This is a genomic window from Oricola indica, assembly GCF_965227485.1.
Classification (GTDB): domain Bacteria; phylum Pseudomonadota; class Alphaproteobacteria; order Rhizobiales; family Rhizobiaceae; genus Oricola; species Oricola indica.
Map to the genome: position 1 here is coordinate 263,332 of NZ_OZ245747.1, position 16,574 is coordinate 279,905.

At 58.0% G+C, this 16,574-nt stretch carries 16 protein-coding genes and 3 pseudogenes; 9 read left to right on the forward strand and 10 right to left on the reverse strand.

Features of this window, described 5'->3' with window-relative positions; genetic code table 11:
* Positions 1 to 135: 135 nt before the first annotated feature.
* Complete coding sequence (locus ACQK2M_RS01340; protein WP_425416307.1) at positions 136 to 948, reverse strand: IS5 family transposase; 813 nt, start codon at positions 946 to 948, stop codon at positions 136 to 138.
* A 230-nt stretch (positions 949 to 1,178) separates the two neighbouring features.
* Here ACQK2M_RS01340 and ACQK2M_RS01345 point away from each other — a divergent pair, with 230 nt between their 5' ends.
* The 6 genes and pseudogenes from ACQK2M_RS01345 to ACQK2M_RS01370 all read left to right on the forward strand — a co-directional run bounded on the left by ACQK2M_RS01345 (position 1,179) and on the right by ACQK2M_RS01370 (position 6,729).
* Positions 1,179 to 1,709, forward strand: coding sequence for a hypothetical protein (locus ACQK2M_RS01345; RefSeq protein ID WP_425416308.1), 531 nt, complete (start codon positions 1,179 to 1,181; stop codon positions 1,707 to 1,709).
* A 945-nt stretch (positions 1,710 to 2,654) separates the two neighbouring features.
* Positions 2,655 to 3,533, forward strand: coding sequence for a prolipoprotein diacylglyceryl transferase (lgt, locus tag ACQK2M_RS01350; protein ID WP_425416309.1), 879 nt, complete (start codon positions 2,655 to 2,657; stop codon positions 3,531 to 3,533).
* A 193-nt stretch (positions 3,534 to 3,726) separates the two neighbouring features.
* Positions 3,727 to 4,071: a hypothetical protein gene (locus tag ACQK2M_RS01355; RefSeq protein WP_425416310.1), complete on the forward strand. Its 345-nt coding sequence runs from the start codon at positions 3,727 to 3,729 to the stop codon at positions 4,069 to 4,071.
* Positions 4,068 to 4,862 carry a heparan-alpha-glucosaminide N-acetyltransferase gene (locus ACQK2M_RS01360; protein WP_425416311.1) on the forward strand — a complete coding sequence of 265 codons (795 nt, stop codon included), beginning with the start codon at positions 4,068 to 4,070 and terminating at the stop codon, positions 4,860 to 4,862. The genes ACQK2M_RS01355 and ACQK2M_RS01360 overlap by 4 nt, the downstream gene beginning before the upstream one ends.
* The gene (locus ACQK2M_RS01365) at positions 4,859 to 5,542 is read left to right on the forward strand and encodes a response regulator transcription factor (protein WP_425416312.1); all 684 of its coding nucleotides are present in this window, start codon (positions 4,859 to 4,861) and stop codon (positions 5,540 to 5,542) included. The genes ACQK2M_RS01360 and ACQK2M_RS01365 overlap by 4 nt, the downstream gene beginning before the upstream one ends.
* A gap of 157 nt (positions 5,543 to 5,699) precedes the next feature.
* Positions 5,700 to 6,729: pseudogene (locus ACQK2M_RS01370) on the forward strand (IS110 family transposase).
* Positions 6,730 to 7,447: 718 nt separating this feature from the next.
* On the opposite strand, the gene ACQK2M_RS01375 reads toward ACQK2M_RS01370, so the two are convergent.
* On the reverse strand, positions 7,448 to 8,167 hold the full coding sequence (locus ACQK2M_RS01375; RefSeq protein ID WP_425416313.1) for an urease accessory protein: 720 nt from the start codon (positions 8,165 to 8,167) through the stop codon (positions 7,448 to 7,450).
* A 363-nt stretch (positions 8,168 to 8,530) separates the two neighbouring features.
* On the opposite strand from ACQK2M_RS01375, the gene ACQK2M_RS01380 reads away from it, so the two are divergent.
* Positions 8,531 to 9,343: an IS5 family transposase gene (locus ACQK2M_RS01380; protein WP_425416307.1), complete on the forward strand. Its 813-nt coding sequence runs from the start codon at positions 8,531 to 8,533 to the stop codon at positions 9,341 to 9,343.
* 16 nt (positions 9,344 to 9,359) lie between these two features.
* Here the strand turns inward: ACQK2M_RS01380 and ACQK2M_RS01385 are convergent, their stop codons facing one another.
* The 3 genes from ACQK2M_RS01385 to ACQK2M_RS01395 all read right to left on the reverse strand — a co-directional run bounded on the left by ACQK2M_RS01385 (position 9,360) and on the right by ACQK2M_RS01395 (position 11,518).
* Complete coding sequence (locus ACQK2M_RS01385; RefSeq protein WP_425416314.1) at positions 9,360 to 9,851, reverse strand: cytochrome b; 492 nt, start codon at positions 9,849 to 9,851, stop codon at positions 9,360 to 9,362.
* A 123-nt stretch (positions 9,852 to 9,974) separates the two neighbouring features.
* A complete protein-coding gene (locus tag ACQK2M_RS01390) occupies positions 9,975 to 10,604 on the reverse strand; it encodes a methyltransferase family protein (protein WP_425416315.1) in 630 nt (209 codons plus the stop codon).
* Between the two features lie 239 nt (positions 10,605 to 10,843).
* Positions 10,844 to 11,518, reverse strand: coding sequence for an EF-hand domain-containing protein (locus ACQK2M_RS01395; RefSeq protein WP_425416316.1), 675 nt, complete (start codon positions 11,516 to 11,518; stop codon positions 10,844 to 10,846).
* Between the two features lie 593 nt (positions 11,519 to 12,111).
* Between ACQK2M_RS01395 and ACQK2M_RS01400 the strand changes: the two genes are divergently transcribed.
* Positions 12,112 to 12,813 carry an IS5 family transposase gene (locus ACQK2M_RS01400; protein ID WP_425416317.1) on the forward strand — a complete coding sequence of 234 codons (702 nt, stop codon included), beginning with the start codon at positions 12,112 to 12,114 and terminating at the stop codon, positions 12,811 to 12,813.
* 260 nt (positions 12,814 to 13,073) lie between these two features.
* Here ACQK2M_RS01400 and ACQK2M_RS01405 read toward each other — a convergent pair.
* The 5 genes and pseudogenes from ACQK2M_RS01405 to ACQK2M_RS01425 form a co-directional block, all read right to left on the reverse strand.
* A pseudogene (locus tag ACQK2M_RS01405) lies at positions 13,074 to 13,217 on the reverse strand (transposase); the annotation flags it as partial.
* Entirely contained in the window at positions 13,178 to 13,702 is a 525-nt protein-coding gene (locus ACQK2M_RS01410; protein ID WP_425420130.1) for a hypothetical protein, read from the reverse strand. The gene ACQK2M_RS01410 and the pseudogene ACQK2M_RS01405, both read right to left, overlap by 40 nt.
* Before the next feature lie 439 nt (positions 13,703 to 14,141).
* Positions 14,142 to 14,402, reverse strand: a pseudogene (locus ACQK2M_RS01415) (glutaredoxin family protein); the annotation flags it as partial.
* Between the two features lie 12 nt (positions 14,403 to 14,414).
* Complete coding sequence (locus ACQK2M_RS01420; RefSeq protein ID WP_425416318.1) at positions 14,415 to 15,269, reverse strand: DUF305 domain-containing protein; 855 nt, start codon at positions 15,267 to 15,269, stop codon at positions 14,415 to 14,417.
* Between the two features lie 215 nt (positions 15,270 to 15,484).
* Positions 15,485 to 15,727, reverse strand: a complete 243-nt coding sequence (locus ACQK2M_RS01425; RefSeq protein ID WP_425416319.1) for a hypothetical protein — start codon at positions 15,725 to 15,727, stop codon at positions 15,485 to 15,487.
* A 247-nt stretch (positions 15,728 to 15,974) separates the two neighbouring features.
* Here ACQK2M_RS01425 and ACQK2M_RS01430 point away from each other — a divergent pair, with 247 nt between their 5' ends.
* Positions 15,975 to 16,571, forward strand: coding sequence for a c-type cytochrome (locus ACQK2M_RS01430; RefSeq protein ID WP_425416320.1), 597 nt, complete (start codon positions 15,975 to 15,977; stop codon positions 16,569 to 16,571).
* Positions 16,572 to 16,574 lie beyond the last annotated feature (3 nt).

Genomic DNA, 16,574 nt, shown 5'->3' on the forward strand with positions numbered 1-16,574 from the left:
GTATGCGCTCTTGAAGACGTTTCCGATCTGCAGGTGGTCGGGTCAACTCGGCCCGAAAACGCGTGAAGGCGATCGTCAGGCTCCGGAAGGCTTCTATCAAGTAATTCCCGCAGGACTGAGAGTCCGACTCGAAACTCATGCTGACCGGGCCAGTCGTCGTGTGAGCAGCATGACGGATGCGGCGTAGAGGAAGACCTCGGCGGAGGCGATGGTGCCTTCGAAATCCTTGGCCAGCCGTCGGTTGCGACTGATCCAGGCGAATGTGCGTTCGACCACCCAGCGGCGCGGCAGGACGTGGAAGCCGATCTGGTTGGCGATCTTCTTGACCACCTCGATGGCGATGCATGTTGCATCCTTGACCCTCTGGGCGCCATAGGCGCTGTCGGCGAAGGTGATTTCGACGAAAGGGAAGGATCGTCGTGACGCCTTGAGCAGCGGGACGGCACCGTCACGATCCTGAATGTCGGCCGGATGCGCCTGGATGACCAAGGCCCGGCCATCGGTATCGACCATGGCGTGGCGCTTGCGCCCTTTGATCTTCTTGCCAGCGTCAAAGCCCCTGGGGCCGCCGGCCTCGACGGTCTTGACGCTTTGGCTGTCGATCACCGCCGCCGAGGGACTGGCCTCACGTCCGGTCCGTTCTCGATCGGTCATGACAAGGTGGTGATTGATTGTCTGGAACAGACCTTCGCGGCGGAAGCGCAGGAACCAGCCATAGACCGTCGTCATCGGCGGGAAGTCCTTGGGCAGAAGCCGCCAGGCGATGCCACCCCGCAGCACATAGAAGATGGCGTTCATGATCTCGCGCATCGGCCATTGACGCGGCCGGCCGGTCCTTGCCGGCGCCGGCATGAAAGGGGCGAGAATTTCCCATTCCGCATCACTCAGATCGCTTCCATAACGCAGATGATCGCGGCTATGCTGCCGCCGGGTGGCCGGTGTCCACATGAGGCTCTCCAAACTGGCTTTGACAACCGTTTGGAATCACATTCGGGACCGGCCATCCAGCCTCGCCCCGAGTTTCAGGACGGCCTCTGAATCCGAACTCGAACTACTACCTCTCCTTCAATATTGGCTATCCGAACAAGCTTGAGCGCGCGCTCGGCTACACAGGCAGTGCAATCATGGTGCACGGGGCATGCTCGTCATCCGGCTGCTATGCGCTTACAGACCGCGGCATGGCCGAAATCTATCCCCTGTTGCGCGAAGCCGTAACGGCCGGGCAGAAATCCATACAGGTGCAAATCTTTCCGTTCCGCATGTCTGTCGCCAAGATGCTGGAACACGAAGGCAACCCAAATTCCCAGTTTTGGAAGAACCTCAAGGTCGGCTATGACAGCTTCGAACTGAGCAGGAAGCCCCCCTTGGTCGGCAGTTGCGGCGGACGCTACGTGTTCGCGTCCGCAACCGGCACGGAACTCCCGAACAATCCTTTGGGAGACTGTCCGGGAGGCGCGAGCAAGTCTATATCCGAGGTCGCGGCAAATGGGTCGCTCGACGGCGAGAGGTCTCCGCAGATTAATGGAAATCCACAGGCACCGGGAGCGCACGCCTATTCGGACGGGAGCATGAACCCGTATTTCAGGAGGATCCTAGAGCAGAAAGGCGCCGCCAAGCTGGCGGAGATGACTTCACTTACTAACGTTCCGGTGAGCCGTCCACAGGCCGCCCTTTTCGAGCCACATTTGGCCGCCCCGATGACCGATTGACCGCGCTGCACTGCGAACAAGCCCGAATTATGAGACCAGACTACGAGTATTCGCGCGATCTTCGGCGATTGCGAAGCTTGAGCATTGTTGCACGAAGGGAGGTGGCCCTGCCACGATCTGATGACAAATCGTCGCCTTCGTTATTATGTGGCGAATTGACCTTTGGTTCCTCAGGAGCGGAAATTGTTGGGATCGTCCCCGTGAAAAAAACTCTCGCTCGAAACGGACAGATCCGAAAAACCTCGGAGCAATTGACAAACGTTTCAGGACCGCTTGTCTGATCAGGTCCGGGCAAGTATCCATCGGGCTGCAAATCCTTACCGGCGGACGTTGGCAATATGAGCAGATATGCGCTAGTTCTTGGTCATGCTTAGGTTCCCGGCATCTGTGTTTTTCGCCCTGATTCTGCTAATGCACGCTTCTGCAATTGTGCCCGCTGCGCACTGGGACGGAGCCCGCGATACCGGAGAAGTCCTGACCGAATCTGTCATCTCCGTGCCGACAGCCAAGGCTGCAGCGGATACTATGCACCTAGCCCCGACCGTCCTTGCCACTGGCACGCCGGTTTTGCACTGCGCGTCGACGTGCCCAGCTATCCTTGGCGATGAATTTTCAGTTCTCGGTCCAAGTGGCGATCGGCCAACCTTGCGACCAGGCAGACGATTGCATGCGGCGGTCGTTGCCGTGCATTTCCGGCCACCCATCGGTACGCGTGTCCTTTCATAGAGCGCGCTGACTGCGCCTGGCCTGTCAAACCGACCGATGGAATGGGTCATTCGGTTTACCGAAACGGGTATGACCCCATATTCCCCGAATTCAGCCCGCCGTAATAGGCGCTGAACCTGCCCATGTGGGGCGGCGATGCGTCTGAAATCGGCGGCCATCGCAGTCAGTTGGTACCTGACGCGCGGATTGAATTCCGCGCCCAACTGGAAATCTTGAAACATGAATTATGCTTTGTTGCAGTCGGCCTTGCTGGCCTACCCTGCGATCAATCCGGTGATTGTGTCTGTCGGCCCGCTCGACATCAGGTGGTACGGAGCCGCTTATGTGGCGGGAATTCTGCTCGGCTGGCTTTACGCCCGCGCCCTCGTGAGAAACCGCAGGCTCTGGGGAAGCCGACCGGCACCCCTCGCTCGCTCTGATCTCGACGACTTCATTGTATGGGCCGCCATCGGCATCGTGGTCGGCGGCCGCGTCGGATACATCCTCTTCTATGATCTCGCGCCTGTGCTCGCACATCCGATGCGGGCCATCGAAATCTGGCGTGGCGGCATGTCGTTCCATGGCGGCCTCGCCGGCGTGACCATCGCAATGGTGCTGTTTGCCCGCTCGCGCGGCATCGGCGTCTGGCGCCTTGCCGACATCATTTCCGCCTGCGCACCGATCGGCCTGTTTTTCGGGCGAATCGCGAATTTCATCAACGGTGAACTCTGGGGGCGAGAGACAGACGTGCCATGGGCGATGATATTCCCGGGCGCGGGTCCGCTACCGCGTCACCCGAGCCAGATTTACGAAGCCGGTCTTGAGGGCCTCGTTCTCTTCGCGGTCCTGCGCCTCCTCACCCATCACTCGGTCAGCTTGGCATTGCCGCGGCTTACGACCGGGGCGTTTCTTACCGGATATGCATTGACCCGCATGTTCGCGGAATTCTTCCGCCAGCCCGATGTTCAACTGGGATTTCTGTTTGAGGGTTGGCTGACCATGGGCATGGTGCTCTCGGCTCCAATGTTTCTGGCGGGACTCTTCCTGCTTTTGAGAGCCCGTCTTCTCCGACAGCGGCAGTCCGAGACCGAACCGACGACTGGAGGGCAAGGGGCATGACATGCACCGACAGCGTGTTCCGCAGCCCTCTTGGAGGGACAAACGACCTGATCGGTCATCAACACTGCCGCGCCAAAGTTCTGCATGGCGCGAAGCAACGCCTTCGAACGATCGACCACGCACGGCTTCGTCGACGCACGATCTCCCATTTTATCGGCTCGATTTCGACGTCGAGGATACAAGGAGGGCAAAGATGAAAAGGGTCCTCAGAACCGTCAAGGCTCTGTTTCTCCTCGATATCGTCGGCGGATTGACCTATTCGATTTGGGCATTTTCCATTTTGACCATAAGGAATTGCGGCATCTTTCTCGACTGTCCGGCATCAAACGCAAAATTCGCCGGCGTGCTGGCCGTTCTCTCCAGGTTCGTGCCGGACTTTTACCTGTACGCTCTCACCGTGTCCGTTGGTCACGGCATCATGTGGATGCCGAACTTCCTTCTTTCGCTCTCCTGCTACCGTGACATCTGCTTTCCCGAATGGCTGCTCGTAAATGACACACCGTCTTTCGAGGCATTCGTTCACCTGGTTTCGAGATGATGAACTACCGCGCAGATACCGCCCGCTCCGCGCTAATGGCAAAAAACGTCTATGACAAAGCCCCGATCTCCCGGATCGAATTGCTGGACGCATGGAAAGGCCTCGCAATCATTGGCGTCGTTGTCTTCCATTTCGCCTGGGACCTCGAAGCATTCGGACTGGCGCCCGCGGGAATGACGTTGCGGTCGGAAGGGATATATTTTGCCAGAAGCCTCGCGGGCAGCTTCATGTTGATCGTCGGCATCAACCTCTACCTCGCCCACGGCAGGGTGATCAGATGGCTGGCGTTTGTCCGCCGTCTTTTGCTCATCCTCATCGCTGCTTTCGCCATAACGGCATTTACCTATATGATGTTACCGCGAAGCTTCATCTATTTCGGCATTCTGCATTCCATCGCGATCTCTAGCGTATTGGCGCTGATCTTCCTGAAGGCACCGGCGCTGCTGACGGCAGCGTTCGGCGTGTTCTTTCTTGTCGCAGGTCGACTGCCGTCGTCCGCCTTTTTCGACACGCCGTATTTGTACTGGACCGGCCTTTCGACCTTCGTCCCTCCCTCAAATGACTTCGAGCCAATATTCCCCTGGTTCGGCCTTGTGCTGATTGGCATGGCGATCGCCAAGTCCGCTGCCATGGGCGGCGCGCTCCAGACCGTATCCGAATTGACACCACGGGGGCAGCCGTTCTCCTTTCTCCGCTGGACGGGCCGCCACACACTAGCGATCTACCTTGTGCATCCGGCGGGCTTTATGTCGCATTCGTCGGCGTGTGAACAATTCGAAGGTCAGGCATGACGAAACCTCGAATCCTGATAGTTTGCAGCAATCGAGAGTTTGCCCCCACCATCGGCGCGCAGCTTGCCGACCGGGAATTCGCGCCGACGGTAGTACGGTGCGAGTCGAAAGCCACCGAGATGATCCTGTCGCAGGTTCCAGATGCCGTCCTGATAAGCCATGGCGCAACAGGAGACATCGACACAACGGAAATGATCATACGTCTGAGATGCAAAGGATATCATCGCCCCCTTGTTGTCATCAACGCGAGGACATCTACGAGTGAAGAAGTCCTATTATTCGAATTGGGCGCCAACGATGTAATCGCAGACACGGAATCATTTCCCGTCTTGGTGGCGCGGATTCGGGCCCGCCTGAGACAGTTTTCCGACACCCGGCACATCGCCATCCAAATAGAACGTTTTGTTTTCCGTCCGGACTTCCGACTTCTCGTCTCGCCCAATGGTTCACGCATCAGGCTGAGCGAGAAGGAAACCGAATTGCTTCAGCGCCTCGTGCAGGCAGACGGCGCCCCCGTTTCTCGTAGAATTCTTCTTGGCGAGGTATGGGGCGATCCCGATAGTCTATCTCACACGCTGGAGACACATATCTATCGGCTGAGGCAGAAATTGAGTGATTCCGGCTCGACACCACGTCTCATAATGACCACTGATCGCGGGTACAGATTGCTTCGGCTATAATATGGTGACGTCAAGCGTCGAGAATCGGTTGCTTTCGAGCGGCTGAACAATATCTCTGCGCCCGACAAGCGATTGGTGACCTAATGGGATGAACTGCCTTCCCACCTCGAACGCGGCTATCGTCGCGGGCAAACGGTGGAGCAGAAGGAGCATCCTGATGGTTGTCGCGGTTCTTGGCATAGATCTCGGGAAGACGATTTGCAGTGTCGCCGGTCTGGACGAAGGAGGCGCCGTGGTGTTGAGCAGGCGCATTCCAGCGCTTCCGACTGCTGGACTTTCTTTCTGCGTTACCGCCTTGCGTTGTTGCAATGGAGGCGTGCGGCGGTGCCCGTCACATCGGCCGCTTCTGCGTCGAGCATGGCCATGAGCCACGATTGATGTCGCCGCTTTATGTGCGTCCCTATGTGAAGGTGCACAAGAACGACGACCGGGATGCTGAGGCAATCGCAGAAGCGGCCACATATCCAACCATGTCATTTGTCGCGGTGAAGTCCGAAGAACAGCTCGACTTACAAGCTGTGCACCGGGCCAGAGAGCGCCAGTTGCACAACCGGACCCGACTGATCAATCAGGCACGTGGATTCCTGACAGAGCGCGGCGTTCGTATTGGGACCAGTCGGCACGTGTTCCAGTGCGCTCTCGGCGAGTTGATCGGCGATCCTTCGAAGCAGCTGTCATCGGCGATGACAGCAATCCTCTCGGACATGGCGGAGGAACTGAGTGCGATCAACAACAGGGTCGCGGAACTCGACAGGGAGATTGCCGCGCATGCCCGCCGCAATGCGGACATGCGGCGCTTGATGGAGATACCTGGTATCGGTCCGACTATTGCGAGCGCACTTGTCGCCGCGGTCGGTGACGGTGGATGCTTCGCAAGAGCAAGGGATCTGTCCGCCTAGCTCGGCCTCGTGCCGCGTCAGATCACGACTGGTGGCAAACCCAGGCTGATTGGAATCTCGAAACACGGCAACAGCTACCTGAGAAAGCTGTTCATCCATGGTGCGCGAACGGTCCTCCATCTCGTGAAGGGCAGAACGTCACCCATTACCCAATGGTCCGATGGCTTGAAGGAAAGAGCATACGTAAACGTTGCTGCCGTGGCGATGGCAAACAAACTCGCACGCATCGCATGGGCCGTCCTGACGAAAGGCGATCGATACCGTCACAGTGCACTCGCCGGCGCATGATGGTGACGATGTGAACACGATAGGCTGAAAAGGAATCTGCGAGCGGAGTGAAGATGGACCAACGGCCAATCGGCGTTTTGTGAGTCTGGCGGGGAGCATGGCCTTCGAGTGCCGATGACCTAATGAGACACTGAGCGCGCGACTTCCCAGCTTGGTCAGGGGTATCACAATCCCCGAACAAAGACCGAATACATAGAAGCAGGGTCAACGGGACATCGACAAATCGCTTGCACGGGAATGCAGTTCATACATGCTTCCCTGAATTGTTGTCAGAAGACTGGAGGTTCGAATCCTGCCGAAGGCCCCACAGGCCTTCCGGAGTGCTTGGCCGCGTATCCATAAACGCCTACGTCCGGTCTCGGCGGTTTTCGGACGCGGCTCGATCGGCTTTACGTGTCGCTGATGCGGACAGATCGGACATTCCAGCGTGAACCCTGAAGGATAGCCACAGCCCAAAACCGTCTTTGGGACTATGCGCGGAAAAAGTCTGCTTCGAGTGTGCGTTAGCACCCATAATCCCGGTGACACAATTGTCGACCGAATGCCGGTGCACGGAGATGGGTTAGCACTCCAGATCAGCGAGGCCGCGCGAAGTGGCGGCAGCGGCGCTTACGACGCCTTGTATCCGGGCCATCACGCTCATCTGTTCGATAAAGTCCTGGCCAAACACCGTCCGTTCGTCGATATGGCCACGCATCGTTTCGTACTCGCTGCCCGTTCAGCCCCCGACGAGACTGAGCGCTGTCCCATTCTCGATGATGATCGTCGCGCCGATCCACAACGCGGCAATGCCAATTGCCGCGGAGGTACCAGTGCGCAGCCAGTTGGCCCCGCGCTGCGCCAGCAGCAACGGAAAGCTGACCACCGTCGACAGCGCCACCATCCCGGCCATCGAGCCCAACCCGAACACCGCGAAATGGGCCAGCGCCTGGCCAATACTCTGCGTCGCGCTGACTGTCAGAACCAGAAGCGCCCCGGACCCCGCTGCACCGTGGACCAGCCCGACGCCAAGGGCCTTGGCGTTGGTCCTGCGGTGGGTGTGGTCGTGGCGAGCCTCGTTGTGCGGAAGCGTCTCCCCCTTGTGCGAATGGGCGTGCATATGCTTGCAATCGCCATGCTTGTGAACGTGGATGTGTACACGGTCCCGTTGCAGCCGCCACAGCGTTTGCGAGCCGAGCGCCACGATCATCACGCCGACCGTAAACTCCAGTCCTGCCTGCGCCCGGCCCGATATCGTAAGGCCCAGAATCACCACAACAGCGCAGAACCCGAACAGCGCCAGTGTGTGCCCAAGCCCCCAGAACGTCCCCCGTGCGATCAGCGCGCGACGGCCGCCCTTCTGGACCAGCATGTTGGACACGGCGGCAAGGTGATCGGTCTCAAGCGCATGGCCCATACCGATGACGAATGCGAGTGACAGAATCGTAGAGTAACTCATGTCGCGATCCTCATGTCCTGAACGCGGGAGGCAATGCGGGGGATGCGGCCCTTACCTGCAACGCTACCAGTGCCCTCGTGAACCACCGCGTCGAATTTTTCACCCGGTCGACGTCCCTGTCGCCGCCGTCAGCGATAAGTGCAACCCCTTAATCGGTTTGATATAACGTTTGCTCCGCAGGCGGTATGGACGTTCGCATCAACTACAAATGAGCGCGACCCGTCCAAAGTCACCGACGCCGCGCGTGCATGCCTCGTCAGCCTCAGGCTCATCTTAGAGGCCGTCCTGAAACTCGGGGCGAGGCTGGATGGCCGGTCCCGAATGTGATTCCAAACGGTTGTCAAAGCCAGTTTGGAGAGCCTCATGTGGACACCGGCCACCCGGCGGCAGCATAGCCGCGATCATCTGCGTTATGGAAGCGATCTGAGTGATGCGGAATGGGAAATTCTCGCCCCTTTCATGCCGGCGCCGGCAAGGACCGGCCGGCCGCGTCAATGGCCGATGCGCGAGATCATGAACGCCATCTTCTATGTGCTGCGGGGTGGCATCGCCTGGCGGCTTCTGCCCAAGGACTTCCCGCCGATGACGACGGTCTATGGCTGGTTCCTGCGCTTCCGCCGCGAAGGTCTGTTCCAGACAATCAATCACCACCTTGTCATGACCGATCGAGAACGGACCGGACGTGAGGCCAGTCCCTCGGCGGCGGTGATCGACAGCCAAAGCGTCAAGACCGTCGAGGCCGGCGGCCCCAGGGGCTTTGACGCTGGCAAGAAGATCAAAGGGCGCAAGCGCCACGCCATGGTCGATACCGATGGCCGGGCCTTGGTCATCCAGGCGCATCCGGCCGACATTCAGGATCGTGACGGTGCCGTCCCGCTGCTCAAGGCGTCACGACGATCCTTCCCTTTCGTCGAAATCACCTTCGCCGACAGCGCCTATGGCGCCCAGAGGGTCAAGGATGCAACATGCATCGCCATCGAGGTGGTCAAGAAGATCGCCAACCAGATCGGCTTCCACGTCCTGCCGCGCCGCTGGGTGGTCGAACGCACATTCGCCTGGATCAGTCGCAACCGACGGCTGGCCAAGGATTTCGAAGGCACCATCGCCTCCGCCGAGGTCTTCCTCTACGCCGCATCCGTCATGCTGCTCACACGACGACTGGCCCGGTCAGCATGAGTTTCGAGTCGGACTCTCAGACAGTCACCCTACCGAACATACCATCGCCGCTTATCAGGTGATAGACGGCGGCGACGATGTGGAAGAATGCCACTACAAGAATAATCTTCCAGATATATGCGTGGACTAACCTCGCCGGTGCCCAAAAATATGAGGTAATGGCCCAGTCCGCGACCTGGTGTAGTACCGAGAAGTAAAGCCCGAGATGTACGATCCGCGCCAGTCGGTCTTGCCATTTCTGGGACGTCGGGAACGGCGCGACCGTTCTCATGTAGGATAGCCCAAATCGGATCAGCATGATGATGCCGATCAGCAGTCCGGCATATGTATGAACCGCATGCTGGAAAAGATCGATCTTCGACGGCGGTAGAAGCGAACTGTGCGTGCGGGGTATTGCGCTCGAGGTGTACCATTGGCCGATAATCAGGAGGACAACCAGCCAATGCAGCGATATCTGGGTTCGCGTATATCGGCCATTGAACACCATTCGAGTGGATACTTCTGGCAAGGTATCGCTCCCACGTTCGACTCGATGGCGCCTGAAACTGACTTCTAACCGATTTCTTGACATTCAGTCGGATTTCGTAAGGGGCAAAAGCTACTGCGGGGAAAGCCCAGTCCGAAGCACCGCCTATTCAGAACCAAAGAACTTCCACCGCGGCACGAAACGAGGCACGGCGGACCGGTATTCTTCGAATGCGTTTCCGAAGCGATCTGCCAATAGCCTGTCCTCCCGGGCAGCAAGACCGAGATAGAGCCAAACGATCACCGGCGCGAGCACGATACCCGGAAGGGTCGGCCAGTTCACGAGTTGACCGCCGATCAAGAGGAATATCCCGGCATACTGCGGGTGCCGGATCGTTCCATAAATACCGCTGGTCACAAGCTCGTCGCCGAGAAAATAGATCCTAACCCAGCCCTTCACGATCAGCAGCATCCCGAAGAGTATAAGTGGCCAGGCGACAATGGCTTCGACCGCCGCGCCAAGGCGGCCGAATCCTAGGAGAGAGCTCCAAAGGTGGCCGCTTGATTCTGTGATTGGCATCTCGAACGGCAGTAAACTTGCGAGAAGATAGACCGTGAGCGGGAAGCCGTACATCTCTGCATAGAGGGCGATGATAAAAGCCTGAACCAGCCCCGCGCCGGTCCATTCGCGCCAACCTGACGGGGCTAGAAAGTAGTAGGCACCCCAGACGCCCACGACAATGAAGAGGACGGCGAATGGCCAGAGGCCGATCCACTGATTGATATCTACGGTCATCTGGCAGCTTTGCCGCGGTGCGGTAGCGACAGACCACTTCCGGGATGCATCGGCATACCTATTTTCGCAGGAATTTCATCAGGGGGCGGCAATCGCGAGGATCACCAGAACAGTGACGAGTAGCATGCCGACGCCACCCATCCCGAAACCAAAACCATATTCGTTCGTCATTATGGTCTCCGCGACCCCGAATGCGATGGCACGACGGAGCCTGGGTTGACCGGGCTCCGCCTTGGCGATCAGTTTTCGCCAGCGCCGGCATCATCCATCATCTGCATGCGCTGCTGCCTCGGCGCACCAACTGCGGGCTGATTGCCACGCATTTCGTCACGGTACATCGGCATACCGAAACCGCGGCCACCACGCATCCTCATCCGGCCTGCGCGATCGGCTGCAGCGGTAATCTCGTCTACGGTAACTTGGCCATCGCCGTTGTCGTCTAGCGCCTGGAACTGATCGACCATCTGCCAGCGGACGGTGGCGGTGTAAGCAGGATCGAACTCATTGATCGAGAGAGTTCCGTTCCCGTCGCGATCATTGTTCTTGAGGATAGCGGTCAACCCGGTACTAAATTCTTCCGAGGTCACCTGACCGTCATCATCAGCATCCAGCGACTGGACAAAGGCAACATTGCCAGCCGCGAACATACCACCCATGCCCATTGGCATTCCGCCCATTCCCATGCCATCGCGTTGGCTGTTCATCATCTGCATCATGCGCATCATCTGCATCATATCCGAGCCGCCCATGGGACCGCCCTGCATATTCCAACTACCGGTCCCTCGCATCATCTCCTGACGATCGTAGGAAGGACTGGCACGGTTTTCATGTCGCGAGTATCCAGGATCAGCGAATGCGGAATTGGTGGCGGCAACAAGCGTTGCGGCGAAGGCCGCCAGGAGGGCTTTTCTCATTTTTTACTCCTATTCTGTCAACATACACTCCCAGCATACGCTTTGAATTTCGCTAAATTCTGTTTCAATGATCCTAAAAATGTATCCAATTGTCACAGACTGGAATCTGCCCGTCGCAAGTGGGCATCCCTCGCCCGCCTGATACGCGGTGACAAAAGAAATCGAGCGTTCTCGAACCGCAGTCGCATTCATGCGCGATCGCGCTGCAAACCGACAACTGCGCCAAGGAACAGGAAAAATAGAGCAGAGGTGATCGCCGGCAGATTATCACCATTAATGAGACCTGTGCGCGGGTAGCGCCGGACGACAGTGAGTATTTCTGATTCCCTCGATTTGAACAGAGCACTGAGGGTGGCGATGGCGCTGCGACAGATTGGTCAGGGAACGTTCAGGTTCGCTATTGGCGGCGGCCGACGGCGTTCTTCACTGGACGAACTTTCCAGCCTCATCGACCGGTTGCCTGTCGAAGATTTTGTTTGGCTGCGATCTACTGCGCGGCCAAGGGCGAACCGGCATGGCCGCCGCTGGCACTGTTCAAGGCGATGCTGCTTTCGATCTGGTAGGACCTGTCGGATGTAAAACTATCCGAGGCGTTGAATGACCGAGCTTCGTTCCGGCGGTTCTGTGGATTTTCGGCATCAGAGCCGACACCCGAGCGCACCGCCTTTGTCCGTTTCCGCAAAGCCCTTGTGGCGCATGAACTGTATCGGTCACTGTTCCATGAAATCACCGGCCAGTTCAAGGCCAAGGCAAGCACGATCAAGACCGGTACGCTCGTCGATGCGACCATCATTGCCTCGGCAAGCGAGGAGGACGGCGACGCGCATTGGGTTAAGCACAAGGGCAGACCAGCGGTTCACGGCTTCAAAGCCCATGTGGGCGCCGACGCCGATACTGCGCTGGTTGAAGAGGTCGCGATCACTCCGGCCAATGTCAATGATGGCAAGGCTGGCCCGCAGGCTTTGCCGGACGATCCCGGCGAGGTTTTTGCCGACAGCGCCTATCGGGGAACGCAATTTGGTGATGCCGTGCGCGCCAAGGGCGGCACGCCACGCATCGTTGCTACCGGCATCTGGGGCCGTGACGAAGCCGAAACCCGAAAGCGACTCGATGCCCGGAACCCACCGATCCACCGTATACGTGGCCGGGTCGAGAAAATCTTTGGCACCTGGAAGCGAAGCTACGGCCTTCGTCGCATGCGATGGCAGGGATTGGCCAAGGCCGCCATCCAAGTTCATCTCACCGCTATCGCCTGCAATCTCAAACGCGGTCTGGTGATCGTCACCGCGGCGTGACCAACACGACAACCCTGAGGTCACCACGCTTACGCCGAGGAGCCATCGGCATCGCCAATGGCTATGGGCTGAACTGCGCTGCCGAACGGCCATGAAATCAACGAGAAAGCGCTACCCGCGCACAGGTCTCTAGAAAGCCCCATTCGGCATGCGGATACCCATCGAGGCCGGGAGCTAGGCTGCTCCACACAGAGGCCGGATACATTGACGCAAATGTTCAGCGCAGACCGAAATCCTGCCTGCACACCCGGGGCGGTCCATACATTTCCCTTTGCGGCCTCGTGCAGGATAAGCTTGTCCAGCGTCAGATCCGAAACAGCCTTCCGCAGCCGCTCGTTCTCCTATTGCAGGCGCTTGAGTTCTCTCAGCTGGTCCGTTCCCATACCGCCATATTGCTTGCGCCAGCTAGTGGGATGGACGGCTCTCCCTCCACCTCGGCAGACTTCGGCCGTCGACATAAAAGGAGAGAACCACGACCGCCATAGACATCCTCGACATCGATATCGCGAGGAACGTCTTTCAACTGCATGGAGCCGATCGACGAGGCCGCCCGGTCTTCAAACGACGAGTGATGCGCGATCAACTCCTCAGTGTACTTAGCGGCATCGAGCCATGCACCATCGCGATCGAAGCCTGCACCGGCGCGTTCTGCTGGGCGCGGAAGTTCGAGGAACTCGGGCATCCGGTGAAGATCGTAAGCCCGCAATATGTGAAGCCGTTCGTGAGGGGACAAAAGAACGACGGACACGACGCTGAGGCAATCCGCACCGCGGTGCGCCAGCCGCATATTCCACTTGTGCCGATGAGAACTAAAGAGCAGCAGGACATTAAGGCGTTGCATCGCGCTAGGTAGCGCCTTGTAAACCACCGCACAGCGACGATCTGCCACATTAGAGGACTACTCCTCAAGCGCGGCGTCGCTTTTGGCAAGTCAATACCAAAGCGCGACGGATGGTCCCTGATATTCTCAGCGACATGACCAATGAGTTGAGCGAGATAGCTCGTGATGCCATCGCCGAACTATGGGTTCTGTTCTGCGATCTCGATCGGGGTATCATTTCCTTCGACAAGAAGATCGAAGCGGTCTTCAGGGGGAGTGCAACCTGCCAGCGGATCATACTCAGCATCTCAAAGCAAGGAAGCCATCATATGTCTGCTCGGTTACGCGAACCTCGCGGATCGTATCCACACGCGCCATCCCCTGGCCGACAAGCACCTCAACCTGCCGTTACTTCGTGACTATCTTTGGTTTGTGCCGCTTGTTGGGCATCTTCGATCCTCCTTCTTCCGAAACATAACGGTAAACCCATTTCTTTGGAGAGGCTCACCTCCGCCAGGGGATCGATGCCCAAGCGGATCCGCAATTCATCATAACCGCCGATACGCTCACCTGAGATGCAGATCTGCGGCGTGGTTTCGACGCCGTACCGTTCCATGAATGCATCGGTTTCCGCACGGGTGGTCAGATGATGGTCCTCGACCTCGAAGCCCTTGCGTTCGAGTAGATCCTTCGATTTCAAACCGTATGGGCAGATATGATCCGGCATGACCATTCTGTAGAGTTCTGCCTTTTTCGTTGCATCCGTCATCATGACCGCCTCCTACGAAGCTACGCAGGCATAGTGTCCCCGGAAGCCGGCCTCATATTCGGTTCCTGCAGTCACAACCAGATCGTAGAGGTCACCATCGCCGCTTTCGCGCAGTTCGGCCACGAGAGGTTCTGCTTCGAAAGTGCCGCCTTGGCGCGTTGCATCTTCCGTTGGCAGCTGGACCAAGTCGCCGCTGATTTTGACGAGCCCAACCAGACCGTCAGTCGTGTCGCCCACGACAAAAACTGGTGGACTCCTCTCTGCGTAGGCATACCTACAGGCCGCTCCTTCCGGGAAGATATTGGCGATCTCGTCTTCTTTCAGGAATTCCGGATCGATGGTGGCCAATACCTCCGTCGAAAGTGCCTCACGCGCGTCGGCCTGACGTGCCGCCGACTCTGCTTTGTCGTCCGAAGCGTCTCCGTTCGCCGCAATGTCGGCGATCAGATAACGCATCTCGGCGATTTCCTTGTCTTGGGCGTAGATGATGCCGTCGGCCAGCTTCCTCACACGCGGATCGGATATGTTAGCTCTTGTAGATGTCATGATTGCGATGGAGTGGTGCGGGATCATGGCGCTCATATAACTGCGGTCCTCAACGGTAGTCTGACTGCGAACCAGCCAAAGCGCGACAGCGAAGACTGCGATCGAACCTGCAAAAATCGCGATGTTCAGACCGTGACTTGCGTACATCGACAACATGAAAGCGAGCATGATGAACGCCATCGTAGCGCCCATCACGACTGCCATGTAGACCCGGGTCTCCGACCAGAAAACGTGATCAACAACGTATGTGTTCAGATACATCAGACAAAACATCACCACGGTCGACGTAGCAATCATCGCGAAAAATCGACTGTAACTCATCTTCACCTCCGTATTTGCGGATGCCACATCAATGACGTTCCAGCGCTGGAAGGTTTCACCGTTCCCTCAAATTTTTCACGCAACGACGAAAAACGGTTTCTATCCTGGAGAAATAAGCCCATTCTCCCCGATTAATTCAGATATGACCAAATGTAGCCTCAATCTGATCGTTCATCGGAACTGAAATCCATTTTGGTTGGTTGACCGTCTGAGCATCAAAGACGGCCAACTAGAAGTGGCATCTGAAGAGGATCAGGGTTTCCTGTGACACCCCAAAAGGCTAAATTCCGATGATGAATGATGCCACCGTCATTGGATTTCCATGCAGGTTGCACCTGTTTCTGGCTGTCGTAGCCCTGCTTTCGCTCCTCGTGACCGGAGGTACCTTTTCGAATGCCGAAGAAATTGGTTTGCAGGATCACGTTCATGCGGCCGCAAACGCCGCTGATCACAGCCATGCAACCGAATGTCCCGCCTGCGAGGTGAAAGACCTTCCAATACATTGCGGTTCGAGCATCCTAATTTTGGCCGGGCACGAGGAATTTACTGTCGCTGCTGGCGGCCATCAATTTTCCAACAGCCGTTTCGAACCTCTGGCCAACCTCCCTATTATTCCCGAACCGCCGCCACCTCGCTCCTTCCCCGTTTTCGACATTTGACGCCGCAGCTGAATCAGCTGCCCGACATCGAACAACGAGGAAAGATATGAAAATCCAGAAAATTATCGGAGCGGGTGCCATCGGCCTCGCGTCCATAGTCGCTGCATATGCGCATGGCGGCGCGACCGGCATTGTGAAGGAACGCATGGAAGCCATGGGCACGATGAGTGACGTCGTCAAGGCGCTTTTGGCAATGATGCGTGGCGAGACCGCATATAACGCTGATGCCGTCCGCGACGGCGCGGAGACGATCCGCCGCCACGCCGGCGAGGCGCTGACCGGCCTGTTCCCGGAAGGAAGCGGCGGCGAACCCTCCGAGGCCAAGGCGGAAGTCTGGTCAAACTGGGACGAGTTCTCCGCGCTGGCGGCGCAACTCGAAACCCTATCGGAAGGCCTAGGCCTGGCCGCGGATAACGGTTTAATGTCCGGAAGCGGAGGACAAGCGCAGGGCGGCATGATGGGTGGCGGAACCGGCATGATGGGTTCGGCCAACACCATGATGGGTGGCACAGCGCCGATGATGGGCCGGGGCGGCAGTTTCGACGCCGCCGCGCTCGCCGCAATGCCTGCGGACGGAGTGTTCAATATGATCGCGCAGTCCTGTTCGGCCTGCCACACCAAGTTCCGGCTCGAAAAGAACTGAGCC